Origin of the sequence: Yinghuangia seranimata (assembly GCF_029953285.1) — a bacterium.
In the GTDB taxonomy this organism is placed as follows: Bacteria; Actinomycetota; Actinomycetes; order Streptomycetales; family Streptomycetaceae; genus Yinghuangia; species Yinghuangia seranimata.
Genome location: NZ_JASAOI010000038.1, coordinates 107386 through 131958, shown reverse-complemented (window position 1 = coordinate 131958; position 24573 = coordinate 107386). Strand labels below are relative to the sequence as shown.

The following is a 24573-nucleotide window of genomic DNA, read 5'->3' as shown; positions in this document are numbered from 1 at the left end:
GAACCCGTGCGTCGAGTCGTCTGCCCCGGGTCGTTCGACCCGGTGACCAACGGGCACCTGGACATCATCGGCCGGGCGTCGACCCTGTACGACGAGGTCTATGTGGCGATCGGCTTCAACCGCAACAAGCGGTCGGGCCTCTTCGCGGTCGAAGAGCGCGTCGAGATGATCGAGGAAGTCACCGCGCACTACGGCAATGTGAAGGTCGAGGCCTTCGAGGGCCTGCTCGTCGACTTCTGCCGGCGCCGCGGCATCCCGGCCATCATCAAGGGCCTGCGCGCGGTCACCGACTTCGACTACGAGCTGCAGATGGCCCAGATGAACTACGGCCTCACCGAGGTCGAGACGCTGTTCGTGGCCACCAATCCGCTGTACAGCTTCCTGTCGTCGAGCCTCATCAAAGAGGTCGCGACCTACGGCGGCGACGTGTCCGGATACCTGCCGGAGCCCGTGCTCCAGCGGCTGACCGAACGGTTGGCCGACAAGTAGCGCGCTTTCTGCTCGTACGCTGTGGTGTCGGCCCCCGGCACCAGGAGAGAGAGCAACGCCCGTGGACGTGCAGCCCAAGCTCGACGAGCTCATCGCTCTGGTCGAGAACGCCCGTTCGATGCCGATGTCGGCCTCGTGCGTCGTCAACCGGGCCGAGGTCATCGCCCGCCTGGAAGAGGTCAAGGGCCTCCTGCCCGACGAGATGGCCCAGGCGCGGAAGATCATCAGCGACCGCGACGCCGTCGTCGAGGAGAGCCGCCGCGAAGCCGAGCGCGTCCTCGCGGGCGCCCAGGAACAGCGCGGCGCGCTGATCGCCGAGACCGACGTGGCCCGCGAGGCCTACGCCGAGGCCGAGCGCATCCTCACCGCCGCGCGCCTCGAGGCCGAGCGGATCCGCGGCGAGGCCGACGACTACGTCGACCAGAAGCTCGCGAACTTCGAGGTCGTGCTCACCAAGACGCTGTCCGCGGTCGGCCGCGGCCGCGACAAGATGCGCGGCCGCAAGGCGATCGACGACCTCGGCGAGTACCTGAAGGCGCAGGACGAGGCGGAGGGCGGCACCGGCTCGCACCAGGTCGGCAGCCTCGCCGCCGCGCTCGACGCCGACGAGAACGCCCCGTTCCTCGGCCACGCCGCCGCCGTGCCCGCGCAGCAGAGCGGCTACCCCGAGCAGCCCGCCTACCAGCCCGCGGCCGCCGCGCCGCAGCAGGGCGGCTACTACGACACCGGCTCGTACCCGGCCGCGCAGTCCGGCTACGAGCAGCCGACCTACGAGTCGGGCGGCTACGAGGTCCCGCAGTACCAGCAGCCGGCCTACCCGGGCGGCCAGACCGGCGTCCCGCAGCAGGGCGGCCACGTCCAGCAGCGCTACGACGCGGCGCTGGACGAGACCAGCTTCTTCGACACCAGCCTGATCGACGTCCGGCAGTTCCAGCAGGACGGCCGCCAGGGCGGCTGACCCCGGCTGTCCGACCCGGGCCGGAAACGATCGTCGCAGGTCAGTACGGTGGGCGGGCCCCCATTTGGGGGCCTGGCCACCACTTGCGATAGTCTTGTGGACCGGCCCTGTTCGGGATGCCCGCAAAGGCGACCCCGGGGCCGGCATTCATGACCGCCGCAACCTCCCACCGCTCGTGGGGGGTGGCACCGCATTGAGGCAGGACACCCTGGAACGCTTGGACCACCGCAACCCGCTCGTCGTGGACACACGCGAGCTGGGCCGTCGGCCTGGGTCCATGCGCAAGGTGTCGCTGGACGTGCCGGCGCCGGCGGACATGAAGATCGAGGTGATCGGCGTCCCCGAAGGTGCGCCGCTGGAGCTTGGACTCAGGCTCGAGGCGGTCATGGACGGGGTGCTGGTCTCCGGCGTCGCCACGGTGCCGTTGGCCGGTGAGTGCGTCCGGTGCCTGGAACCGCTTGCTGAGCGCGAGCTCACGGTCGAGTTCCAGGAGCTGTACGTCTACCCGGACGAGGACGCCGAGGAGGACGCCCCCCGGCTGGTGGGCGACTTGTTCGACCTCGAGCCGGTGCTGCGTGACGCGGTGGTGCTCGCACTCCCGCTCTCGCCGGTGTGCCGCGAGGACTGCGGCGGGCTGTGCCTCGAATGCGGGGCGCTGCTCGACGAGGACCCCGGTCACACCCATGAGACGGCCGACCCCAGGTGGTCGGCGTTGCAGGGCCTCTTCGGTGGATCGACCGCCGAAGCCGACGACAACGGCGCCTCTCGCGCCGATGAGAACCAGGAGAAGTAGCCGTGGCTGTTCCGAAGCGGAAGATGTCGCGCAGCAACACCCGCCACCGCCGCAGCCAGTGGAAGGCCGTCGCCCCCAACCTGGTGACCTGCGAGAGCTGCCGTCAGCCGAAGCTGGCCCACATCGCCTGCCCGACCTGCGGCACCTACAACCGCCGCCAGGTCCTCGAGGTCTGATTGCCGGGTAGGTCCTCTCTGTGACGGACTCGCTTGCGAAGTTCGCGGATCTGGAAGGGCGGCTCGGCTGGACAGTCGACGCCGCCCTTCTGGAACGCGCACTCACACATCGCTCGTACGCGTATGAGCACGGTGGCCTCCCCACGAACGAGCGCCTGGAGTTCCTCGGCGACTCGGTGTTGGGGCTCGTCGTCACCGACACCCTCTACCGTGCGCACCCCGAGCTGCCCGAAGGGCAGCTCGCGAAGCTGCGTGCCGCGGTGGTCAACTCGCGCGCCCTCGCGGGCGTCGGCCGCAAGCTCGAGCTCGGGAAGTTCATCCGTCTCGGGCGCGGCGAGCAGGGCACCGGAGGACGCGACAAGTCGTCGATCCTCGCGGACACCCTCGAGGCGATCATCGGCGCGGTCTACCTCGACCAGGGACTGGACGCCGCCTCCGAGCTGGTGCACAGGCTGTTCGACCCGCTCATCGAGGCCTCCGCGGGCCTCGGCGCGGGCCTGGACTGGAAGACCAGCCTCCAGGAGCTGACCGCCGCCACCGGCATCGGCGTGCCCGAATACGTGGTCTCCGAGACCGGACCCGACCACGAGAAGACCTTCACCGCGCTGGCCCGGGTCGGCGGTGTCGACTACGGCACCGGTGTCGGGCGCAGCAAGAAGGAAGCCGAACAGCAGGCCGCCGAGAGCGCCTGGCGCGCGATCCGCGCGCAGTACGGCGACGGGACCTCGCCCGCGGCGAACGGCTCGTCGGCCGAGGCGTCCAAGGCCGGCTGAGCCGTGCCCGAACTGCCCGAGGTCGAGGTCGTCCGGCGCGGCCTGGAACGCTGGGTCGTCGGCCGCACCGTCGCGGCCGTCGAGGTGTCGCATCCGCGCGCCGTCCGCCGTCACACGGCGGGCGCCGCGGACTTCACCGCCGCGCTGTCCGGTGTGACGGTCGCTGGCGCCCTGCGCCGCGGCAAGTACCTGTGGCTCCCGCTGACCGCCCCCGGCGCCGCCGAGCCCGAGGACGCGCTGCTCGCCCACCTCGGCATGAGCGGCCAGCTCCTGGTCAACGACCCCGACACACCCCGCGAGAAGCACCTCCACGTGCGCTTCTCGTTCACCGACGGCGGCCGCGAGCTGTGGTTCGTCGACCAGCGCACCTTCGGCGGACTCGCGGTCGAACGCGGCGGCGCCGCGCTCCCGCCGTCCATCGCGCACATCGCCCGCGACGTCCTCGACCCGGCGTTCGACGACACCGCGTTCCACACCGCGCTGCGCCGCCGCGACTCCGAGCTCAAGCGCGCGCTGCTCGACCAGTCGCTGGTCAGCGGCATCGGGAACATCTACGCCGACGAGGCGCTGTGGCGCTCCAGGCTGCACGGCGCGCGCTCGACGGCCACGATGACCAAGCCGCAGACCGCGCTGCTGCTCGCCTCCGCACGCGACGTCATGACCGACGCGCTGGCGGCCGGCGGCACGTCGTTCGACAGCCTGTACGTCAACGTGAACGGTGAAAGCGGCTACTTCTCCCGCTCGTTGGACGCCTACGGCCGCGAGGCCGAGCCGTGCCGGCGCTGCGGCACGCCGATCCGGCGGATGTCGTTCATGAATCGCAGCTCGTACTTCTGCCCCAAGTGCCAGCCGGTCCCGAGGCCCCGCCGGCGCTGACCCGCCCGGCAGGGCCGACCCGCACGTACGATCGTCCGATGACCGCCACCGCGAGCCTGACCGTCCCCGCGACCGCGGAACTGCCGGAACTGACGCTGCGCGCGTGGCGCCGCGAGGACGCGCCCGCGCTCATCGAGGCCTACCGCGACCCGGTGCTGCGCACGACCCTGAGGCATGTGCCGGAGACCGACGAGGACGCGCTGCGCTGGCTCGACGTGCAATGGCGCGGCTGGGACTCCGGAAACCGCTACAGCCTCGCGGTCTTCGAGCCGGACGACGGACCCGCCGGGCCGCGGCTGGTCGCCAACGTCGTGGTGAAGAACGTCGCGACGCGCGGTTCGATGGGCGAGGTCGGTTACTGGACGGCCGGGCACTCCCGCGGGCGAGGCGTCGCTCCGCGCGCCGTGGAGGCGCTGACCGCCTGGGCGTTCGCCGAGTTCGACCTTGAGGCGCTGGACTTGCTGCACCAGATCGACAACACGGCGTCGTGCCGCGTCGCCGAAAAGGCCGGCTACGTCTTCGACGAGGTCCTGCCCGCCCTCCCGCCGGAGTTCCCGCTCGACGGCCACCGCCACATACGCCTCGCTCCGCGCTGACGCGGGCAGGCCGCAAAGCCGCTCAGCGCGTCCGTCGGGCCCGCGGAACGTCGGTCAGCGGCCGAAGTCCTGGGTCCACCAGGGGCCGCCGGTTCCCGTGCGCACGCCGACACCGAGCTTGTGCAGGCCGCAGTCGAGGATGTTCGCGCGGTGGCCCGGGCTGTTCATCCACGCGTCCATCACCGCCGCGGGGGTCGCCTGCCCGCGCGCGATGTTCTCGGCGCCCAGGTAGTCGATGCCCACCGCTGCGGCGCGGTTCCACGGAGTCTTGCCGTCCGGGGTGTCGTGGGCGAAGTAGTCGCGGTCGGCCATGTCGTCGCTGTGGGCGCGGGCGAGGTCCCGGAGCGCCGGGTCGGCGGTCAGCGGGGCGCAGCCCGCCGCGCCGCGCTGGGTGTTCACCAGTGCCAGGACCTGGTCCTCGTACGCCGCGGCGGTGGTCCCGGTCGGCGTCGGCGCCGGGGTGGTCGCGCGCGTCGTGGTCGGTGCGGCCGTCGTCAGGGTGGGGCTCGGCGCGGCGGTGGTCGGCGGTGCCGTCGAGGGGGAGGCGGTCGCGGGCGCGGTGGTGGGGCCGGCCGTGACCGGGGTGACGCGGACGCCCGCGCCGGGCCCGCCGCCCGCGGCGCCGGGGAGGCCGCGGTCGGCCTGCGTGCCGGGGGAGCCCGTCGCGCCGGAGGCGGTGCCCGGGTCCTTCGGGAGTGCCGCGGCGCCGACGTGCACCGGGGCTTTGCTGTCGCCGTCGAACTGCCCTGTGGCGAGCGAGACTCCGGCCGCGCCGAGGAGAACGCAGAGGACGGCCGCGGCCGTCCGCGCGCGTCGACGCCCAGGGTCGCGGCGTCGGTGGCCGCCCGCGTTTCGGCGCGGGGACGGTGCTGCGGAAGGACGGCTGTGCCGGGCCACGGACTCCCCTTCGCCTCGTCCTCGGCACCCCGGCGCGACGCGCCGGACGGGTGGCGCGCTCACCCGTTCGGGTGAGCTTGCGGAGCGACTCTAGAGCACCGGCGAGGAGTTCCGGCCACGACTCCGGGACGCCGCGCGATCGGCGTCCGCCACCGCGTGAAACCGGTGTGCGGCCCGTGGCCAGGGCGATCCGAGTGGATCAAGGAAAGTGGAGTGACGTGCGGTACGCTGGGGGCGCGACTTCAAGATCGACATCTCGATCCGAAAAAGTCTGCTGCACGGTTGGCGGGTCTCGAATATGTTCTTGACTGCCAAGAGAATTGATGATCTCGTACAGCCAGACGAGAGCCGTCCCGTCCGCGTGAACATGCCGCCGACCGGGTGACGGTTCAGTTATCGCGCCGTGATCATATTGACCTGCTGCGCTTTTGGTGCGACGCTGGAAGCCCGCGCACCCTATCAGGAGCCACGTGGCCGGGTGCGTAATTTCGACCCGCAGATGCCGGTCGGTCACTCAGCGTGGAGGACCCTCTAATGGCGAAGGCGCTTCTCGGTTACGTCGGCGGCCCCGACCCCCGGCTGGTCTCCGAGATGCGACGGCTTCAGCAGCGCGTCCGTGACCTGGAGACGGAGCTCATCCGAGTCCAGGCGGAGAACGACGCGCTTTACGCCGCCGCGGACGACCGCTTCGACGTAGCTCAGGTCGAGCCCGTGCTCTCTCGGGCATGAGTTCGATCCGATAACTACCAGGGACGCCTTCGGCGTCCCTTTGTCGTTCCCCCCTCGTTCCCCCTCGTTTCGCTGTTCCGTCCCCCGCGTCCGCGCCCCCAACCGGTTATGACTGCAGGTCGGCTCGCGGCCGACCGTCGTGCTGACGTGATACCCCGTCATATCCCATGTCACACCCCGACCGACACGCCGTTCGGTCGCGGATCTGCGACTTGCGCGTAGAGATGGGCGGGTACGCTGCGGCGGGTGCACCTCAAGAGCCTCACTCTCCGCGGGTTCAAGTCCTTCGCCTCCGCGACGACGCTGAAGTTCGAGCCGGGCATCACGTGTGTCGTGGGGCCCAACGGCTCGGGCAAGTCGAACGTCGTCGACGCGTTGTCCTGGGTCATGGGCGAGCAGGGCGCCAAGTCGCTGCGCGGCGGCAAGATGGAGGACGTCATCTTCGCCGGCACCTCGGGGCGCCCCCCGCTGGGCCGCGCCGAGGTCAGCCTGACGATCGACAACACCGACGGCGCACTGCCGATCGACTACACCGAAGTCACCATCACGCGGACGATGTTCCGCAACGGCGGCTCCGAATATGCGATCAACGGCAATACCTGTCGTCTGCTCGACATCCAGGAGCTGCTGTCCGACTCCGGCATCGGCCGCGAGATGCACGTCATCGTCGGGCAGGGGCAGCTCGACTCGGTGCTCCAGGCCGACCCGATGGGACGCCGCGCGTTCATCGAGGAGGCGGCCGGCGTCCTCAAGCACCGCAAGCGCAAAGAGAAGGCGCTGCGCAAGCTGGACGCGATGCAGGCCAACCTGACCCGCGTCGCCGACCTGACCAACGAACTGCGCCGCCAGCTCAAGCCGCTCGGCCGCCAGGCACAGGTGGCGCGGCGGGCCGCGGCGATCCAGGCGGACCTGCGCGACGCGCGGCTGCGGCTGCTCGCGGACGACCTGGTGACGCTGCGCAGGAACCTCGAAGAGGAGATCGCCGACGAGGCCGCGCTGCGCGAGCGCCGCACCGCCGCCGAGCGCGAACTGGGCGAGGTGCAGGCCCGTGAGGCGACGCTGGAGGCCGAGGTCCGGGCGCTGACGCCGCGCCTGGCCCGCGCCCAGGAGACCTGGTACGAACTGTCCTCCCTGGCCGAACGCGTCCGTGGTACGGCGGGGTTGGCGCAGCAGCGGGTCCGGCACGCGACCGGGCAGCAGCCCGAGGAGCGGCGCGGCCGCGACCCGGAGGAGATGGAGCGCGAGGCGGCCCGCATCCGCGAGCAGGAGGCCGAGCTCAAGGAGGCGCTCGAAGAGGCGATGGTCCAGCTCGCCGAGACCGCCGAGCGCCGGTCCGAGCTGGAGCGCGAACTCGCCGAGGAGGAGAAGCGCCTCAAGGCCGCCGCGCGGGCGATCGCGGACCGCCGCGAAGGGCTGGCCAGGCTCGCCGGACAGGTCAACGCGGCGCGCAGCCGGGTGGCCGGCGCGGACGCCGAGATCGGCCGGCTCACCGAGTCGCTGACCGGCGCACAGGCCCGGGCGGCCGCCGCGCAGGCGGAGTTCGACGCGTTGCAGGCCGAGGTCGGCGGCGGCGAGGACGACGCGGACGGCGGCGGCGACGTCGAACAGCGCCTGGAGGCCGCGCGCGAGCGGCTCGCGGAGGCCGAGGAGGCGCTCGCCGAGGCGCGGGACGCGGAGAAGGAGGCGGAGCGCGAGCGCGCCGCCGTCACCGCCCGCAAGGAGGCCCTGGAGATCGGCCTGAGCCGCAAGGACGGCGCGGGCGCGCTGCTCGCGGCGGGCGACCGGCTGTCGGGCGTGCTCGGGACCGTCGCGGCGCTGGTGACCGTCGAGCACGGCGCGGAGAAGGCGGTCGCGGCGGCGCTGGGCGCGGCCTCGGACGCCGTGGCGGTGTCCGGCGTGAACACGGCCGTGGACGCGCTGCGGCTGCTGCGCAAGGACGACGCGGGCCGCGCGGGCCTGCTCGTCGGCGGCGGTGCGGCCGACTCCGGCCGGGACGACGCGGATCCGGCGCACTGGCCGTCGCTGCCGGCGACGGCGGTGTACGCGGTACGGCTGGTGTCGGCCCCCGAACCGGTGCGCGACGCCGTGCACCGGCTGCTGGCCCGGGTCGCCGTCGTCGACGACCTGGCGGCCGCGGGCGAACTCGTCGCGTCGCTCCCCGAGGTGCGTGCCGTCACGCGCGACGGCGACCTGGTGGGCGCGGACTTCGCGCACGGCGGCTCGGCGTCGGGGGCGAGCCTGCTGGAGGTGCAGGCCGCGGTCGACGAGGCGGTCGCACGGCTCGACACGCTGACCGTGCGCTGCACCGAGACCAAGACCGCGCTCGCCGACGCGACCGCCGGGCGCAAGGACGCGGCCGCCGCCGTCGAGCAGTTGACGGCCGAGCGGCGCGAGGTGGAGAAGGCCCGGTCGGCGGCCGCGAAGGAGCTCGGGCGACTGGGCGGGCAGGCGCGCGCCGCGGTCGGCGAGGCGGAGCGCCTGGCCGGGGCGGTCGCGAAGGCGGAGGCCGCCAAGGAGCAGGACCAGCTCGCGTACGAGGAGTTGTCGGCCCGCCTGGAGGTCGCCGAGGAGGCGCCCGACGAGGAGGAGCCGGACTCGGCGACGCGCGACCGGCTCGCGCACGAGTCGACCGTGGCGCGGCAGGCGGAGATGGAGGCGCGGCTGTCGCTGCGCACCCACGAGGAGCAGGTCAAGGCGCTGTCCGGGCGCGCGGATTCGCTCGACCGCGGGGCGCGGATGGAGCGCGAGACGCGGGCGCGGGCGGCCGAGCGGCGTGAGCGGATGGCGGTCGAGGCGCGGGTGGCCGGCGCCGTGCTGGCCGGTACGCAGACGCTGCTGCGCTACGTCGAGGCGTCACTGGCGCGGGCCGAGGCCGAGCGGACGGCCGCCGAGCGGGCGCGTGCCGCGCGCGAGGCGGAGCTCGCGCGGGAGCGCACCCGGGTGCGGGAGCTCGCGTCGGAGTTGGAGAAGCTGACCGACTCGGTGCACCGCGACGAGATGCTGCGTACCGAGAAGCGGCTGCGGGTCGAGCAGTTGGAGGCCAAGTCGCTCGAGGAGCACGGCATGGACGCGGCCGGCCTCGTCGAGGAGTACGGGCCCGACCAGCTCGTCCCGCCGTCGCCGCCGGCCGAGGGGGAGGTGCGCGACCCGGAGTCGAAGGAGGCGCAGCCGCGTCCCTATGTGCGTGCCGAGCAGGAGAAGCGGCTGGCCGCGGCCGAGAAGGCGTACGTGCAGCTCGGCAAGATCAACCCGCTGGCGCTCGAGGAGTTCGCGGCGCTGGAGGAGCGGCACAACTTCCTGACCGAGCAGCTGGAGGACCTCAAGAACACCCGGCGCGACCTGCTGACCGTGGTCAAGGAGGTCGACGAGCGGGTCGAGCAGGTCTTCACCTCGGCGTACCACGACACCGCGCGCGAGTTCGAGGGCGTGTTCTCGCGGCTGTTCCCGGGCGGTGAGGGGCGGCTGATCCTGACCGACCCCGACGACATGCTGAGCACGGGCGTCGAGGTCGAGGCGCGGCCGCCGGGCAAGAAGGTCAAGCGGCTGTCGCTGCTGTCCGGCGGCGAGCGGTCGCTGACCGCGGTGGCGCTTCTGGTGGCGATCTTCAAGGCGCGGCCCAGTCCGTTCTACGTCATGGACGAGGTCGAGGCCGCGCTCGACGACACGAACCTGCAACGGCTGATCCGGATCTTCGCCGAGCTGCGGGAGAGCTCGCAGCTGATTGTGATCACCCACCAGAAGCGCACGATGGAGGTCGCCGACGCGCTGTACGGCGTCTCGATGCGCGGCGACGGTGTGACCACGGTGATCAGCCAGCGGCTGCCGAAGGACGCCGAGGAGGCCAAGCAGGCGCGCGAGGCGGCGCGGGCCGAGGAGGCCGCCGCGGACGAGGCCCGCGCGGCCCGGGCCGCCGCGGCGCTCCAGGCCGACATCGCGGCGGGCCGCGTCGAGGGCGACGCCGCACCGGCCGAGGTCCAGGAGCCCGAGCGGGTCTGAGCGGCCGGTCGGGCGTAGACACACGAAGAGGGCGGCTCCGGACTCCGGGGCCGCCCTCTTCTCTGTGTCTCTGTGCCTCTGTGTCTCTACCTATACGGTCGCCGTCACTCGGGCTTGTTGTGCGGCATGACCTTGTCGCTGAACAGCTGGAGGCTCGCCCAGCCGGCGTCGATCGGCAGGCCGCCGCACAGCGGGTGCAGGATCAGCGCGTCGGTCAGGCCGGCGCTCTTGGCGAGCGTGACGCACTCGTCGGGCGTGAGGCACGCGTATATGCCCTCTTCGCGCAGCGCGTCGACGCTGTGCGCGGAGGACTCCATGACCGACTCGATGTCCGGGGTCTGCCACCCGGCGTAGGTCTCCGCCTCGTGGAGGAAGTACTTGCCGTACTCCGCCCACGCCTTGTCGGGGTCCTCGGTGCAGTAGATCATCTTCGTGGTGGCCGGCGGCAGCATGGCGAAGCCGCCCTCGAAGCCTTCCTCGGCCGCCAGCTCGTAGTAGTACTGCTCGAGCTCCGGCAGCGGCGCGGCCGCGAAGAACGGCAGCCTGAAGCGGACCGCGCGGCGCACCGACGCCTTGGCGGTGCCGCCGACCATGACCATCGGGTGCGGGTCGGTGAACGGGCGCGGCGTGACGCGGACGGTCTCGCCGTTGTACTCGAACGGCTCGCCGGTCCACGCCTTGAGCAGCGTGTCCAGGACCTCGTCCTGGATCTTGCCGCGGCGCTTCCAGTCCTTGCCGATCCCCGCGTACTCCTCGGGCCGGTAGCCCAGGCCCGCGACGATCGAGAGCCGGCCGCCGCTGATGTTGTCGAGGACGGCGATGTCCTCCGCGAGCCGGATCGGGTCGTACAGCGGAGCCAGCAGCGCCGAGATGATGACGCCGATGCGCTCGGTCGCGCCGAAGATCGCGCCCGCGGTGCTCAGCGGCGACGGGCTCCACCCGTTCTCCGCACCGTGGTGCTCCTCCAGGGTGACCATGTCGAAGCCGTTCTTGTCCGCGAACCTGGCCATCTCGATGGTGGCCTGGTAGCGCGACGCGACGTCGGCCCGGTCGAGTCCGGGCGTCACCTGGTTGAACCGCAGGTTCGTCACTGCCATGGGGGCTGCACACCTTCCGATCGACCCGTCGAACCAGGGGGCGGGCCCGCCACCGGCGACATGGGCGCATGCTTGGCCACGGCAAGCTATCTGACGTGCCGTCAGGAATCAACGCTTGACAGAACGTGATTCCGGGGTCGACGGACGTGTGCCGTTCGGTTCGCGTCCCGCACGTCTGGGACACTGGAGCTCCTATGGAGACTCTGATCCTTGTCGTCGTCATCGCGGTCGTGGCGATCGGCCTGGCCGGCTACTTTGTGGTCGGCTCGCGCCGCCGCTCCGTAACGCCGCCCCCGACCCGCACGCCCGTCGAGCCGAGTGTCGGCGAGGACGCGCAGCCGCTCCCCGAAGCGCCCAGCCGCACCGTCGACACACTCGACCTGCCGGAGACCGTCGAGGCGCCCGAAGCGCCGGCGGTCCCCGAGACCGTCCCCGAGACGCTGCCGCCCCTCGAGGTGCCCGAGCCGACCGCCGGCCGCCTCGTCCGGCTGCGCGCGCGCCTCGCCCGCTCCCAGACCACGCTCGGCAAGGGCCTGCTCGCGCTGCTCGCGCGCGAGCACCTCGACGAGGACACCTGGGAGGAGATCGAGGACACGCTGCTGACCGCCGACGTCGGCGTGCAGCCCACCCAGGAGCTCGTCGAGCGGCTGCGCACCCGCGTCAAGGTGCTCGGCACCCGGACCCCCGCCGACCTGCGCGCGCTGCTCCACGAGGAGCTGCTCGCCCTGGTCGGCACCGAGTACGACCGGTCGCTCACCACCACCAAGGCCGCCGACGGCAGCCCCGGCGTGCTGATGGTGGTCGGCGTCAACGGCACCGGCAAGACCACCACCACCGGCAAGCTCGCGCGTGTCCTGGTCGCCGACGGCCACAGCGTCGTGCTCGGCGCCGCGGACACCTTCCGCGCCGCCGCCGCCGACCAGCTGCAGACGTGGGGCGAGCGCGTCGGCGCGCGCACCGTGCGCGGCCCCGAGGGCGGCGACCCGGCGAGCGTCGCGTTCGACGCCGTCAAGGAGGGCATCGCCGAGGGCGTCGACACCGTGCTGATCGACACCGCCGGCCGGCTGCACACCAAGACCGGCCTCATGGACGAGCTCGGCAAGGTCAAGCGGGTCGTCGAGAAGCACGGCCCGGTCGACGAGGTGCTGCTCGTCCTGGACGCCACCACCGGCCAGAACGGCCTGGTGCAGGCCCGCGTGTTCGCCGAGGTCGTGAACATCACCGGCATCGTGCTCACCAAGCTGGACGGCACCGCCAAGGGCGGCATCGTCGTGGCGGTGCAGCGCGAGCTCGGCGTGCCGGTCAAGCTCATCGGGCTCGGCGAGGGCCCGGACGACCTCGCGCCGTTCGAGCCGAGCGCGTTCGTGGACGCGCTGATCGGCGACTGACCGCCTCCGAACCACCGAAGGCCGGGTGCGGAACCACACGGTTCCCGCCCGGCCTTCGTCGTTGCCGCGTGCGTCGGATGAATCGCCCGACCTCAGGCCGGGCGGGGCGTCAGGACGCCAGCCACATCCCGCTGCCCGAACGGGCGCTGTTGCGGTGGCACGCGTACGCCAGCGTGCCCAGCAGCAGCCGCGCCTCGGGCAGCACCGGCTCGTCGCCCTCCGGCGGGCGGATCCACTCCGCGGCGCCGAGCACGCCCAGCGGGGAGGGCGGCGCGAAGATGTAGTCGCCCTCGCCGTGGCAGCGCAGGTCGAGCTCCGCGTCGTCCCACCCCATCTGGTAGAGCAGGTGCGGGAGTTCGCCGGCCGCGCCGGGTGCGACGAGGAAGAACAGCCGGCCGTTGGGGGTGGCGAGCACCGGGCCGAGCGGGGTGCCCATGCGTTCGAGCCGGACCAGAGCGCGCTGTCCGGCCGCGAGCGGCACGCTGATCGCGTCGAAAGCGTGCCCGGTGGGCAGGACGACCGCGCTGTCGGGCCACTGCGACCAGAGGTAGCGCGCGGCGGCGGGGGTGCTGGTCGCGTGCGCGGACCACTGCGGGTCCGACGGGTGCATACCGGGGGCGGCGCACCCGCTCCGGCCACAGGAGCAGCGGGTGCCGCGGCCGTCCCGCACCAGGTAGGTCCCCTGGGTGACGGGCCACCGCCGCTGCTCGACGTACTCCGACACCGCCTGCCAGAGGGCAGTCCGGGTGCGTCGGCGCGATCCGAGCATGATGTCCATGACCTCCCAACGGCTCCCGTCACGTTTGGTTACGGTTCCGGCGGATCGCTCAAGTCAACCGCGAAAGACCGGGGGCGAGACCCTGGCGCGAGGGGTGGCGAACACTGGCGTTTTGCCGTTCCCACCCCGAGGCGGCGGCGTGCGGCCTACTTTCGGCATACGGGACATTGCGCACCGTCCGCATCGGACGCTGTGGAGGGCACAGGGGGAGAATGCGGTGACAGTCGCACAAACCGAAGCCGAAGAACAGGCCGAACGCCCGTCCGTCATCCACCCCGCGGCCGACACCACCCGGCAGCCTGGCGTGCGCTACGACGCCGCCCTGCCCGCCTTCACCACGCTGCCCCGGCTCCCCGGCGGAAAGCAGCCCAACGAGCGGCTCGCCTCGTGGTTCGAGCGCACCGGGTGGTCCAAGGGCGAGTTCGCCCGCCAGGTGAACCGCCGCGCGCGCCGGCTGGGCGCGCTGCACGTCAGCACCGACACCTCGCGGGTGCGCCGGTGGCTGGACGGGGAGCAGCCGCGCGACCCGATACCGCGCATCATCTCCGAGCTGTTCAGCGAGCAGTTCGGCTGCGTCGTCGCCGTCGAGGACCTCGGCTTCCGGGAGCCGGGCGCGCTGTTCACCGGGTCCGGTGTCGACCTGCCGTGGGCCCCCGAGTCGGTGGTCGACCTGCTCGGCGAGTTCTCCCGCAGCGACCTCATGCTGGGCCGGCGCGGCTTCCTGGGCGCGTCGCTGGCGCTGTCCGCCGGGCCCGCGCTCGTCGAGCCCATGCAGCGCTGGCTGGCCCCCACGCCGACGCCCGTGTCCCCGCCGCGCGCGGCGCCCGCCAAAGGCCGGATCGGCGCCGGTGAGCTCGACCAACTCGACGCGACCGTCCGGATGTTCCGGGGCTGGGACATGCAGTGCGGGGGAGGCCTGCGCCGCAAGGCGGTGGTGGGGCAGCTCCAGGAGGTCACCGACCTGCTGCACGACACCTATCCGACGCTGGTGCGCGAGCGGCTGTTCCGGCTCACCGCGGAACTGGCGCTGCTGGCCGGGTGGATGTCGTACGACGTCGGCATGCAGCCCGGCGCGCAGAAGTACTTCGTGCTCGCGCTGCACGCCGCCAAGGAGGCCGGCGACCGGCCGCTGGGCGCCAACGTGCTGGGGGTGATGAGCCGTCAGATGATCCACCTGGACCGGCCGTCCGACGCGCTGGAGCTGATCCACCTCGCGCAGTACGGCTCCCGCGACAGCGCCGGCCCGCGCACCCAGGCGATGCTGTACGCCGTCGAGGGCCGCGCGCACGCCGGACTCGGCCAGGCCGACAAGTGCCGCCGCTCGATGTCCCTCGCCGAGCAGCTCACCGCGGACGCGGCGGACAGCGAGGAGCCGGACTGGATCCGCTACTTCGGCACCGCCGAGTTCAACGCCGAGGCCGGACACGCGTACCGCGACCTGGCGTACCGTGGCGCGGGCGCGCCCGACCGGGCGCGCGGACCGCTGGCCAAGGCGGTCGCGCTGTTCGAGCACGCGACCGAGTACCAGCGTTCGCTCGCGCTCAGCCGCATCGGGCTCGCGTCGGTCCATGTGCTGGAGCGCGAGCCCGAGGCGGCGTGCGAGGCCGTGCACGGGGCGCTGGACCTCGCGTCGCGGGTGCGCTCGGACCGGCTGACGACCCGGCTGCGGCGCACCGTCAAGAGCGCGGTCGACCTGTTCGGCGAGCTGCCGGCCGTGCGCCGACTGGCGGAACGGCTGCTCGGGGAACTGCCGGAGGCCGCCTTCCCGCTGCCCTGAGCGGGCCGGGAGGCGCCGGAACGCGCGACGGCCCCCCTCCGCGCGGAGGGGGGCCGTCGGTTCAGCGGGCGGCGGCTACGACAGCGCGAGCCGGTCCAGGAAGATGTTGCCGGTGCCGTACATCTCGACGCCGGTCACCTTCTTGCTGTAGATCGGGCCGACCTGCGACTGGGCGTACGCCCACACCGGCAGGTCCTCGGCCATCTCCTTCTGCAGGTCCGAGTACGCCTTCTTGCGCGCCTCGGGGTCGGTGCTGGTGCGGCCGGCCAGCAGCGCGGCGTCGGCCTTCGGGTTCTTCCAGGCGAAGTAGTTCAGCGGGCTCGGCGAGATGAAGGTGTTGAACATCTCCGGCTCGGGGTCGAGCAGCCACTGCTGGAACAGGATGCCCTGGAAGTCCTTCTGGATCGCGTACTTGACGATGTACTGGCCGATCTCGATCGAGTCGATCTTCACCGAGACGTTCTGGAACGCCTCCAGGCGGCTCTTGAAGAGCTCGGCGACCTTGTCGGCGGCCGGGTTCTTCGGCACCAGCAGCGTGAAGTCGACCTTCTTGCCCTCCGCGGCGAGCGCGTTGAACAGCGACTGCGCCTCGTCCTTGTTCGGCGCCGGCTGCACGTACTGCGGGTCGAAGAACGCCGACGAGGTGTTGAAGAAGCTCTTCGCCGGGACGTACCCGTTGTCGAGGGTCTTCGGGATGTCGTTCGGGTCGAGCGCGAGCGCGATCGCACGGCGGGCGCGCTGGTCGTCGAACGGCGCCTTGGCCATGTTGAAGCCGAGCAGCTGGCCGCCGAGGTCCTCCTGCACCTGGGCCTGGACGGCCTTCTTGCCCTCGGACAGCGCCTTCGGGTCCGAGCTCATGAAGATGTCGGCGGAGCCGGACTTGACCGAGTTGAGCTGCTGCGTCAGGTCCGGGACGTTCTTGATGGTCAGGCCGTCCAGCTTGGGCAGGCCCTTGTCCTTCTGCCAGTAGTTCGGGTTCTTCACGAACTCCTGGGCGCTGCCGCGCGTCCAGCTCTTCAGCATGAACGGGCCGGCGCCGACCGGGGCGGTGCCCGCGGCGTCGAGGCCCTTGTTGATGGCCGAGGGTGCCTCGATGTACGAGAGGTGCTGCGCGACCGTCTTGTCGAAGTTCGGGTTCGGCATGCGCGGCGGCGTGACCTTGAGGGTCAGCGGGTCGACGACCTCGATGCCGAGCTCCGCGGCGTACGCGCGGTGCAGCGACTGCGTCTCCGGCTTGGCGTGCGTCTCCCAGTTGAGCTTGACGGCCGCGGCGTCGAACGGCGTGCCGTCGCTGAACTGCACGCCCTGCTTGAGCTTGAGCGTCCAGGTCGCGCCGTTGTCGGCGGAGGTGAGCGAGTCGGCCAGGAAGGGCACGACCTTGCCGCTCTTCGCGTCGATGTAGAACATCGGGTCGTACAGCGCCGCCATCCGGGGCTCGTCCGCCACCGCCACGTACGAGGTCCGGAACGGGTCCAGGCTCTTGGAGTCCTGGACCGCGAGCATGGTCACCTTGCCGCCGGACTTGCCCGCGGCCGGGGCGCCCGAGGCGCTCGCGTCCTTCTTCTTGTCCTTGTCGCCGCCGCACGCGGTGGCGGTCAGGGCGAGGGCCGCTATGCCGGCGACGACCACGCCGCGCGAGCGGAGCCGGGCGAGCCCGCTCCCGCGGGATATCGCGCCCTCCGTACGAAGTTCGGTCGTACCTGTCGTGCTGTCGTGCGTCGTGCTGTCGTGCGCCTTGCGTCGTGCTGACACGCCTTGCCACCTCCGCCGATCACTGATCTTGGCACTGGGGCACACCGTAGGAGCAGTTGGCGGAACATGCACGCTTCCGAAGCCGATCTGTTACAGAGTCAAGTTTCCTGGTCGCTTTCCGGACATACGACGGCGCCCCTCCGTTTGAACGGAGGGGCGCCGCGGGTTCACCAGATGTGACGAGCAGTCAGCTCAGCTGCCGTCCGGGAAGCGCTACTTCTTGCCGATCCGGTCCATGAAGAACACCCCGGCGTTGTACTGCTCGACGCCGGTCACCTTGTCGTTGTAGATCGGGCCGTTCGACGACTCGGCGTACACCCAGATCGGCAGGTCGGAGACCAGCGCCTTCTGCAGGTCCGAGTACGCCTGCTTGCGCACCGCCGGGTCGGTGCTCGCCCGCCCGGCCGCGAGCGCCGCGTCGGCCTGCGGGTTGTTCCAGCCGATGAAGTTCAGGAAGCTCTTGGAGAAGAGCGCCCCGAAGACCACGGGCTCGGGGTCGACGACCCACTGCTGGAACAGCATCGCCTGGAAGTCGCGCTGGATCGCGTACTTCACGATGTACTGGCCGATCTCCACCGAGTCGATCGACATCGACACGTTGTTGAAGGACTTGAGCTGGCTCTGCATCCACTCGGCGACCGCGACGGACGACGGGTTCTGCGGCACCAGGTACTTGAAGTCGACCTTCTTGCCCTCGGCGGCGAGCTGGTCGAACAGCGACTGCGCCTCGGCCTTGTTCTGCGCCGGCTGGGTCACCGCCGGGTCGGCGAACGGGCCCGACTGGTTGAAGAAGCCCTTGGCCGGTATGTAGCCGTTGTTCAGGGTCTTCGGGATGTCCGCCGGGTCCAGCGCGAGGGCTATCGCGCGGCGCGCCCGCGGGTCGTTGAACGGCGGCTTGGCCAGGTTGAACTGCACCATCTGGCCGCCGTCGGTCTTGAACTCGTTGACGTGCAGTTCCTTGGCCGCCTGGTTGAGCAGGTTCTGGTCCGAGCTGACGAACAGGTCGGCGGTGCCGGACTTGACGCTGTTGTACTGCTGCTTGATGTCCGGCACGTTCTTGATCGTGAAGCCGTCCAGCTTCGGCAGACCCTTGTCCTTCTGCCAGTAGTTGGGGTTCTTCACGAACTCCTGCGCGTTGCCGCGCACCCAGTTCTTCAGCATGAACGGGCCCGCGCCGACCGGGTGCGAGCCGTACTCGTCGGGGCCCTTGGCGAGTGCCGAGGGGGCCTCGATGTAGGTCAGCTCGGTCGCGATCGCCCGGTCCAGGTTGGGGTTGGGCGCGCCCTGCGGAGTGAGCGTCAGTGTCAGCGGATCGGTGACCTCGGTCTTGAAGGTCGCCACGGTGCCCAGGTGCACGGACTTGGTCGCCGGGTTCAGGTGGGCGTCGTAGTTGGCCTTGACCGCGGCCGCGTCGAACGGCGTGCCGTCGCTGAACTGGACGCCCTGCTTGAGCTTGAGCGTCCAGGTCGTGCCGTTGTCGGCAGTGGTGAGCGACTCGCCGAGGTGCGGGGTGACCTTGTGGGTCTTGGGGTCGATGTAGAACATCGGGTCGTACAGCGCGGCCATCCGGGGCTCGTCCGCCACCGCCACGTACGACGTGCGGAACGGGTCCAGCGATGCGGAGTCCTGCACCGCGAGCATCGTGATGGTGCCGCCGGACTTGGCCGGCCCGGTCGGCGCGCCGCCGCCCTTCTTGTCGTTCTTGGACCCGCCCCCGCAGGCGGTCACGGCCAGGCCGAGGGCCAGGAGGCCCGCGACCGCCGCGCCACGGCGACCGGCGAGCGCGCCGATCCCGGGTCGAACCTTTGTACGTTGTGCTGACACCGTTCTTGCCTCCTCCAGGCGACTGTGCAAAGTGCGTGCGCTTGCTGGTGGGACGGTGGAGCTGTACTGGCGAACAGGTTGTGCCGGTGAACCGGTGGAGCTGTGGGGGCAACCGTAGGCGGCGACCGCGTGGAAGGCACGTCGCGACGCAGATCTGTTACATCGTCAGATTTGGATGTCCCATCGAGCGACGGCAACGGTGTGTAGCTGGGCCCGCCGACTCCTCCGCCGGTCGGCGGGCCCGGCCTGATTCACCCCGGTCGGCTCACGCGCGTAGACCGATCCGGTCGAACAGCAGCACCCCGTCGTTGAACAGCTGAACGCCCGTCAGACGCGGTGCGCAGAGGTATGCCGCGACCGCCTCCTGGTACACGAAGTACGGCAGGTCCCGGTTGACCTCGACCTGCAGGCGTGTGTACGCCTCGCTGCGGGCCGACTGGCTGGTGGCCTGCCGCGCCGAGTCCAGCGCCGCGTCGACGTCCGCGTTGTTGTAGCCGGTGATGTTGCTGTAGCCGCCCTTGGAGTGCAGGAACTGGTAGATCGTCGGCTCCGGGTCCTCGGCCCAGATCTGGTACACCGACGCGTCGAAGTTCGCCTCGCCCGACGTGCGCTTGATGAAGTTCGGGATGTCCTCGCTCTCGATCTTCCACCGCACCCCGCCGTTCGAGGCCTTCTCCACGGTCTCCTTGATGTACTGCGCGATCGCCTCGGCCTTGGGGCTGCGCGGGATGACGTAGGTGATGTCGATCGGCTTGCGGCCGTTGTCGGTGAGCGAGGCGAACAGCGTCGCGGCGGTCTCCGGCTCGTTCTGCGGCGCGGAGAGCTGGATGTTGGCGAGCGGCGACGACGAGCCGAAGATGCCTTTCGCCGGCGCGCCCGCGCCCGCGTAGAACCGCTTGTCGATGGCGTCGGTGCTCAGTGACAGCACGACCGCGCGGCGCAGGTCCGGATTGGCGAACGCGCGGTTCTTGCGCATGTTGAACGCGATCATCAGGCCGCCGTTGAGCGGGATGTCGCCGACCGCGAGGCCGCGCTGCCGCGCCTCGTTGATCAGCAGCATGTCGGTGCTGACGGTGATGTCGGCCTTGCCGGCGTCGATGGTCTTCGCGGCCTGCGCCGTGTCCGGGTTGACGACGAACGTCACCGAGTCCAGGTAGGGGCGGTCCTTCTGCCAGTAGTCCGGGTTGCGGTCGAACGTCATCCGCTGGCCGGGCACCCACTCGCGCAGCTTGAACGGTCCGGCGCCGACCGGCGCCTTCGCCGACGCGGCGATCGACTGGTCCGTCTCGAGCGTGCGCGGCGACGGGATGAAGTTCAGGTTGCGGGTGACCGCGCGGTCGAAGTTCGCGTTGGGCGCCGGCAGCTTGATGCGCAGCCGCAGGTTGTCCACGACGGTCAGCTTGAGCGTCGTGACGAGCACCGCGCTGATCGAGCGCAGCTGCGGCTTGAGATGGGCCTCCCAGGCCCGTTTGACGGCCTCCGCGTTGAGCTCCGCGCCGTCGGTGAAGCGGACCCCCGGACGGAGCGTCAGCACCCACGAGGAGGTGTCCACGCCCTCGGGGCTGAGTGACTCGGCCAGCTGCGGCTGCACGCCGCCGGTCGTCGGGTCGGTCCACAGCAGGACGTCGTACAGCGCCGACAGCCTGCTGCCGTCGGCGACGTTGTTGGCGCTCGCGGTGTACGGGTCCAGCCCGCGTGAGTCGCCGGGCAGCACCATCGTCAGGGAGCCCCCCTTGCGGGGCGTGCCCTTCGGATCCGGTGCGGTCTTGTCGCCGCCCTGGGAACAGCCGGCGAGCAGGACGAGTACGGCCGCGACGCAGCCGATCCGTGCTCTCCGCAGGACGCGCCTGCGGGTCCCCCATCTACGGTCGTGCCGAATCACGGACGGTCTACCTCCACCTGTCGTGGACTCTCTGCGGATAGGCGGGCCGCGCCCCGCGCTCCCGGCGGTGAGCCGGGTGCGCGGGGCGCGGTCGTGCTGTGCAGGAAGTGCTCGAAGTGCGGTGGTGCGTGTGCGGGGCCCGGGAACGGGCCGGGAGCCCCGCGGCACTGCCGTCGGTCAGGTGTCGGACTCGGGCGCCGCCCGCGGCCGGGTTCGGCCCGGGGCGGCGCATGGGTGCGCTAGCGGTGCAGTCCGATCCGGTCCCACAGGATCAGTCCGTCGTTGAACAGTTGGAGACCGGTCACCTTGCCGGTGTACACGGCGGCCGCGGTGGCCTCCTGGTACACCCAGAACGGCAGTTGCTTGTTCAGCTGGACCTGAAGCCGCGTGTACGCGTCGCGTCGCCGTTCGGTGTCGGTCGACCTGCGGGCGTCCTCGAGCGCCGCGTCGATCTCCGGGTCCGCCAGAGCCGACGAGTTGGCGAAGCTGGTGGAGTGCAGCATGTCGTAGATGCCGGGCTCCGGATCGTCGATCCACTGCTGGCCGACGGCTGCGCTCCACGCGCTGGAACGCGCGCGTACGGTGCGGATGTAGGTCGGGATGTCGACCTGCTGGATCTTCATGGTCACGCCTCGGTAGGCGCTGAGCTTCTGCTGTATGAACCGAGCGACGTCCACGGTGGTGGGCGCCGACGGAGCGATATAGGTGAACTCGAGCGGCTTGGTGCCGTTCTTGGTCACCTCGTCGAACAGTTTCGCCGCCTCGGCCGGATCGTTCTCCGGCGCCGTGAGCTGGATGTTGGCGAGCGGCGACGACGAGCTGAAGATGCCCTTGGCCGGGGTCCCCGTGCCGTCGTAGAACTTGTCGTTGATCTCGGCGCTGTTGAGAGCGAGTGCCACCGCGCGGCGCGCCTTGACGTCCGAGAACGGCCCGCTCTGGGTGTTGAACAGGATCATCGCGCCGCCGTTGAGCTTCAGTTCCTCGACGCCCAGCCCCTTGCTGCGGGCGAGCGCGATGTTCTTCGGGTCGACGGTCATGCTGATGTCGGATTCCTTGCCGAGCGATTCGACGCCGCGTTTGACGTCGATGTCGACCCGGATGATGAGCTGGTCGAGGTAGGGCAGCCCCTTGTCCTTCTGCCAGTAGTTCGGGTTACGAACGAAGACCTGGCGCTCGTTCGGGATCCACTCCTTGAGGATGAAGGGACCCGCACCGACGGGCTTGAGGCGGATGGCTCCAGGATCCGCCTTCATTGCGGTCGGTGACACGTTGAAGGACAGATTGCGCGCGACACTGCGGTCGAAGTTCGCGTTGGGCGCCTTCAGCGTGATGTGCAGGACCAGCGGATTGGCCGCGTCCACCTCGGTTTTCGCGATACCGAAAGCGGCGGGGGCCTGGAAGGAGGCGACCGCCATGTCGGCGTGCCGGTCCCAGTTCGCCTTCACGGCCGCCGCGTCGTACGGCGTGTCGTCGCTGAACTTCACGTTGGGCCGGATCCGCAGCAGCCACTTGGACGCCTGCGGGTCCTCGGGGGCCAGGCTCTCGGCGATCTTCGGCTGGACCGCGCCGGTGGTCGGGTCGGTCCACACCAGGGAGTCGTAGACGGCCGACATGCGGCTGCCGTCCGCGACGTTGACGAACGACGTCTGCGCCGGGTCGAAGCTCGCGGCCTCGCCGGGCAGGGTCAGGGTGAGCGATCCGCCCTTGCGGGGGGTGCCCGCGGGACTGGGCGGAGCACTGTCCGAGCTGCCGCACCCGGAGATCAGGATGCCCAGTGCGACAGCGGATGCGACCAGCCGGCCGCGCCGGAACGCGGTGTTCCGCCGCGGCGACCGGGGTATTCGGGTAGCGCGGGAAATACGACTCACTGCGGGCCAACCTTCACCTGACGGGCCGTCCGTTGCAGCGGGCGGCGGTGGTGCGCGGGGCCGGCACGCGGGCGGTGTTCCTTCGGGGGAGGACCGGCCGCCCGGTGCCGGGTGGTGCGTGGTTCTGTGCCATGCGTACTTCGTGTCGGTACGGCCGGAGGAAGGCCGTACCGCGGTGCCGGGAGTGCCGGCGCCGCGCTCGCGGGAACGGGCAGGCCGGGCGAACCGCGCGGGAAACGCGGTTCGCCCGGCCTTCTCGTGGACCGCAGGCTGCCCCTTTCTACTGCCTTACGCGGAGCGGGTCCATCGCGGGGAGGGGGACAGGTCCCGCAGCCGTCCCGGGTTCACTTGCGCATACCGATGCGGTCGACGAGGAACACCCCGTCGTTGAACAGCTGCACGCCCGTGATTCTCGGCGCGTAGACACCCAGCGCCACGGCCTCCTGGTAGACCCATACGGGCATGTCGGTGTTGAGCGCGACCTGGACCTGCGTGTAGGCCTCGCGGCGCTGCGAAGTGTCCGTCGTCGTACGGGCCTTCATGAGTGCGTCGTTGACCTGCGGGTTGTTGTAGAAGCAGCAGTTGGCCGGGTTGTCGCCCTGGAGGAAGCCGAACAGGCCGGGCTCCGGGTCGTCGAGCCACACCTGGTCGATCTTGACGTCGAACCGGCGGTCGATGTTGGAGCGGAAGATGAAGGTCGGCAGGTCGAGGATCTCGACGTTGACCTTGACGCCGCGGTAGGTGTTGAGCGTCGCCTGCACGTACTGCGCGATCTTCACCGAGGCGGGGACGTTCGGGATCATCAGCGTGGCGTTGAGCGGCTTGCTGCCGTTCGCGGTCAGCTTGTCGAACAGCCGGGCGGCCTCGGCCGGGTTGTTGTCCGGCGCGGTCAACTGGATGTTCGCCAGCGGGCTGTTGGAGGAGAAGATGCCGCGCGCGACGGTGCCGGTGCCCTGGAAGACCTGCTGGTTGATCGCCTCGCCGCTCAGCGCGTACGCCACCGCGTGCCGCGCCTCGACGGTCGCGAACGGGCCCTTGGCGGTGTTGAACGAGAGCATCTGGCCGCCCGAGAGGGAGAGCGGCTCGGTGCCCAGGCCCGCGCGCTTGGCCGCGTCGGCGGCGAGCGGGTCGACGACCGTGGTGGCGTCCGCCTCGCCGCGGTCGACGGCGCCGACCGAGTGCACCGGGTCGGGGTCGACCTTGAAGACCAGCCGGTCCAGGTAGGGTGCGCCCTTCTTCCAGTAGTCGGGGTTGCGGTCGAGGGTGAGCGTGCTGTTCTTGACCCAGTTGCCGGGCTTGAGCACGAACGGCCCCGCGCCGATCGGCGCCTCGGACATCTTGCCGCTCGCGATCGACTTCGGCGACGCGATGAACGAGAGGCTGCGCGCCACCATGCGGTCGAAGTTCGCGTTGGGCTGGGGGAGGGTGATCTCCAGGCGCAGCTTGTCCACGACACGTGTCGACAGGCCGGCCGCGGAGGCCCGCTGAACCGATTGCGCAGCGGGGTCGGCGTGCCGGTCCCAGTTCGTCTTGACCGCGGCGGCGTCGTACGGCTCGCCGTCCGAGAAGTTGACGCCGTCGCGCAGCGTCAGCATCCACACCTTGGAGGTGTTGTCGACGGGGGCGAGGTTCGAGGCGATCTGCGGCTGGACCGAGCCGGTCGTGGGGTCGGTCCACACGAGCATGTCGTACAGCGCCGCCATGCGGTTTCCGTCGGTGACGTTGATGTAGCTCGCGGAGAACGGGTCGAGGCCGCGTGCCTCGCCGGGCAGCAGGATCGTCATGCTCCCGCCGGGCTTGGGGGTGTCCGCGGCGAACGGCTTGCCGGAGTCGTCGGACGCGCAGCCGGCGGCCAGCAGCGCGGTGGCCGCGGCGACGACGACGAGCGGTTTTCGGAGCCGGGCGGACAACGTGCGGCGGGATG

19 protein-coding genes are annotated in these 24573 nt (G+C 71.0%); 11 read left to right on the top strand and 8 right to left on the bottom strand.

What is annotated here, in order from left to right; all coding sequences use genetic code 11:
- Positions 1–6: 6 nt before the first annotated feature.
- The 7 genes from coaD (at position 7) to QI554_RS24450 (ending at position 4661) form a co-directional block, all read left to right on the top strand.
- Entirely contained in the window at positions 7–489 is a 483-nt protein-coding gene (coaD, locus tag QI554_RS24480; protein ID WP_281472367.1) for a pantetheine-phosphate adenylyltransferase, read from the top strand.
- A 61-nt stretch (positions 490–550) separates the two neighbouring features.
- Complete coding sequence (locus QI554_RS24475) at positions 551–1447, top strand: ATP synthase subunit B family protein (RefSeq protein WP_281472366.1); 897 nt, start codon at positions 551–553, stop codon at positions 1445–1447.
- Between the two features lie 277 nt (positions 1448–1724).
- Complete coding sequence (locus QI554_RS24470) at positions 1725–2240, top strand: YceD family protein (RefSeq protein ID WP_281472510.1); 516 nt, start codon at positions 1725–1727, stop codon at positions 2238–2240.
- Between the two features lie 2 nt (positions 2241–2242).
- A complete protein-coding gene (rpmF, locus tag QI554_RS24465; protein WP_281472365.1) occupies positions 2243–2416 on the top strand; it encodes a 50S ribosomal protein L32 in 174 nt (57 codons plus the stop codon).
- Between the two features lie 20 nt (positions 2417–2436).
- The gene (gene rnc, locus QI554_RS24460) at positions 2437–3189 is read left to right on the top strand and encodes a ribonuclease III (RefSeq protein ID WP_343230815.1); all 753 of its coding nucleotides are present in this window, start codon (positions 2437–2439) and stop codon (positions 3187–3189) included.
- Between the two features lie 3 nt (positions 3190–3192).
- Positions 3193–4065, top strand: coding sequence for a bifunctional DNA-formamidopyrimidine glycosylase/DNA-(apurinic or apyrimidinic site) lyase (gene mutM / locus QI554_RS24455; protein WP_281472364.1), 873 nt, complete (start codon positions 3193–3195; stop codon positions 4063–4065).
- Positions 4066–4103: 38 nt separating this feature from the next.
- Positions 4104–4661 carry a GNAT family N-acetyltransferase gene (locus QI554_RS24450; RefSeq protein WP_281472363.1) on the top strand — a complete coding sequence of 186 codons (558 nt, stop codon included), beginning with the start codon at positions 4104–4106 and terminating at the stop codon, positions 4659–4661.
- 54 nt (positions 4662–4715) lie between these two features.
- Here QI554_RS24450 and QI554_RS24445 read toward each other — a convergent pair whose 3' ends face one another.
- On the bottom strand, positions 4716–5378 hold the full coding sequence (locus tag QI554_RS24445) for a CAP domain-containing protein (protein WP_281472362.1): 663 nt from the start codon (positions 5376–5378) through the stop codon (positions 4716–4718).
- 714 nt (positions 5379–6092) lie between these two features.
- Here QI554_RS24445 and QI554_RS24440 point away from each other — a divergent pair.
- Both QI554_RS24440 and smc read left to right on the top strand, forming a co-directional pair.
- Entirely contained in the window at positions 6093–6287 is a 195-nt protein-coding gene (locus tag QI554_RS24440) for a hypothetical protein (RefSeq protein ID WP_281472361.1), read from the top strand.
- Positions 6288–6533: 246 nt separating this feature from the next.
- Positions 6534–10283 (top strand): chromosome segregation protein SMC, encoded by a 3750-nt coding sequence (smc, locus tag QI554_RS24435; protein WP_281472360.1) that lies wholly within the window; start codon positions 6534–6536, stop codon positions 10281–10283.
- A gap of 104 nt (positions 10284–10387) precedes the next feature.
- Here the strand turns inward: smc and QI554_RS24430 are convergent, their stop codons facing one another.
- Positions 10388–11380: an LLM class flavin-dependent oxidoreductase gene (locus tag QI554_RS24430; protein WP_281472359.1), complete on the bottom strand. Its 993-nt coding sequence runs from the start codon at positions 11378–11380 to the stop codon at positions 10388–10390.
- Positions 11381–11574: 194 nt separating this feature from the next.
- Between QI554_RS24430 and ftsY the strand changes: the two genes are divergently transcribed.
- Positions 11575–12768, top strand: a complete 1194-nt coding sequence (ftsY, locus tag QI554_RS24425) for a signal recognition particle-docking protein FtsY (protein ID WP_281472358.1) — start codon at positions 11575–11577, stop codon at positions 12766–12768.
- A gap of 109 nt (positions 12769–12877) precedes the next feature.
- On the opposite strand, the gene QI554_RS24420 is transcribed toward ftsY, so the two are convergent.
- Entirely contained in the window at positions 12878–13546 is a 669-nt protein-coding gene (locus QI554_RS24420) for a bifunctional DNA primase/polymerase (protein WP_281472357.1), read from the bottom strand.
- Positions 13547–13886: 340 nt separating this feature from the next.
- On the opposite strand from QI554_RS24420, the gene QI554_RS24415 reads away from it, so the two are divergent.
- On the top strand, positions 13887–15323 hold the full coding sequence (locus QI554_RS24415; protein ID WP_281472508.1) for an NsdA family TPR-like regulatory protein: 1437 nt from the start codon (positions 13887–13889) through the stop codon (positions 15321–15323).
- 75 nt (positions 15324–15398) lie between these two features.
- Here QI554_RS24415 and QI554_RS24410 read toward each other — a convergent pair whose 3' ends face one another.
- The 5 genes from QI554_RS24410 to QI554_RS24390 all read right to left on the bottom strand — a co-directional run bounded on the left by QI554_RS24410 (position 15399) and on the right by QI554_RS24390 (position 24559).
- Positions 15399–17075 (bottom strand): ABC transporter substrate-binding protein, encoded by a 1677-nt coding sequence (locus tag QI554_RS24410; protein WP_281472356.1) that lies wholly within the window; start codon positions 17073–17075, stop codon positions 15399–15401.
- Positions 17076–17288: 213 nt separating this feature from the next.
- Complete coding sequence (locus tag QI554_RS24405) at positions 17289–18899, bottom strand: ABC transporter substrate-binding protein (protein ID WP_281472355.1); 1611 nt, start codon at positions 18897–18899, stop codon at positions 17289–17291.
- A 265-nt stretch (positions 18900–19164) separates the two neighbouring features.
- Positions 19165–20616, bottom strand: coding sequence for an ABC transporter substrate-binding protein (locus QI554_RS24400; protein ID WP_281472354.1), 1452 nt, complete (start codon positions 20614–20616; stop codon positions 19165–19167).
- 404 nt (positions 20617–21020) lie between these two features.
- The gene (locus QI554_RS24395) at positions 21021–22649 is read right to left on the bottom strand and encodes an ABC transporter substrate-binding protein (protein WP_281472353.1); all 1629 of its coding nucleotides are present in this window, start codon (positions 22647–22649) and stop codon (positions 21021–21023) included.
- A 344-nt stretch (positions 22650–22993) separates the two neighbouring features.
- Positions 22994–24559 carry an ABC transporter substrate-binding protein gene (locus tag QI554_RS24390; RefSeq protein ID WP_281472352.1) on the bottom strand — a complete coding sequence of 522 codons (1566 nt, stop codon included), beginning with the start codon at positions 24557–24559 and terminating at the stop codon, positions 22994–22996.
- Positions 24560–24573 lie beyond the last annotated feature (14 nt).

Coding starts and splice junctions, on each gene's coding strand:
- QI554_RS24470 (WP_281472510.1), top strand. CDS start 1,725: ATGCGCAAGGTGTCGCTGGACGTGCCGGCGCCGGCGGACATGAAGATC.
- QI554_RS24450 (WP_281472363.1), top strand. CDS start 4,104: ATGACCGCCACCGCGAGCCTGACCGTCCCCGCGACCGCGGAACTGCCG.
- QI554_RS24440 (WP_281472361.1), top strand. CDS start 6,093: ATGGCGAAGGCGCTTCTCGGTTACGTCGGCGGCCCCGACCCCCGGCTG.
- QI554_RS24430 (WP_281472359.1), bottom strand. CDS start 11,380: ATGGCAGTGACGAACCTGCGGTTCAACCAGGTGACGCCCGGACTCGAC.
- ftsY (WP_281472358.1), top strand. CDS start 11,575: ATGGAGACTCTGATCCTTGTCGTCGTCATCGCGGTCGTGGCGATCGGC.
- QI554_RS24420 (WP_281472357.1), bottom strand. CDS start 13,546: ATGGACATCATGCTCGGATCGCGCCGACGCACCCGGACTGCCCTCTGG.
- QI554_RS24400 (WP_281472354.1), bottom strand. CDS start 20,616: ATGGTGCTGCCCGGCGACTCACGCGGGCTGGACCCGTACACCGCGAGC.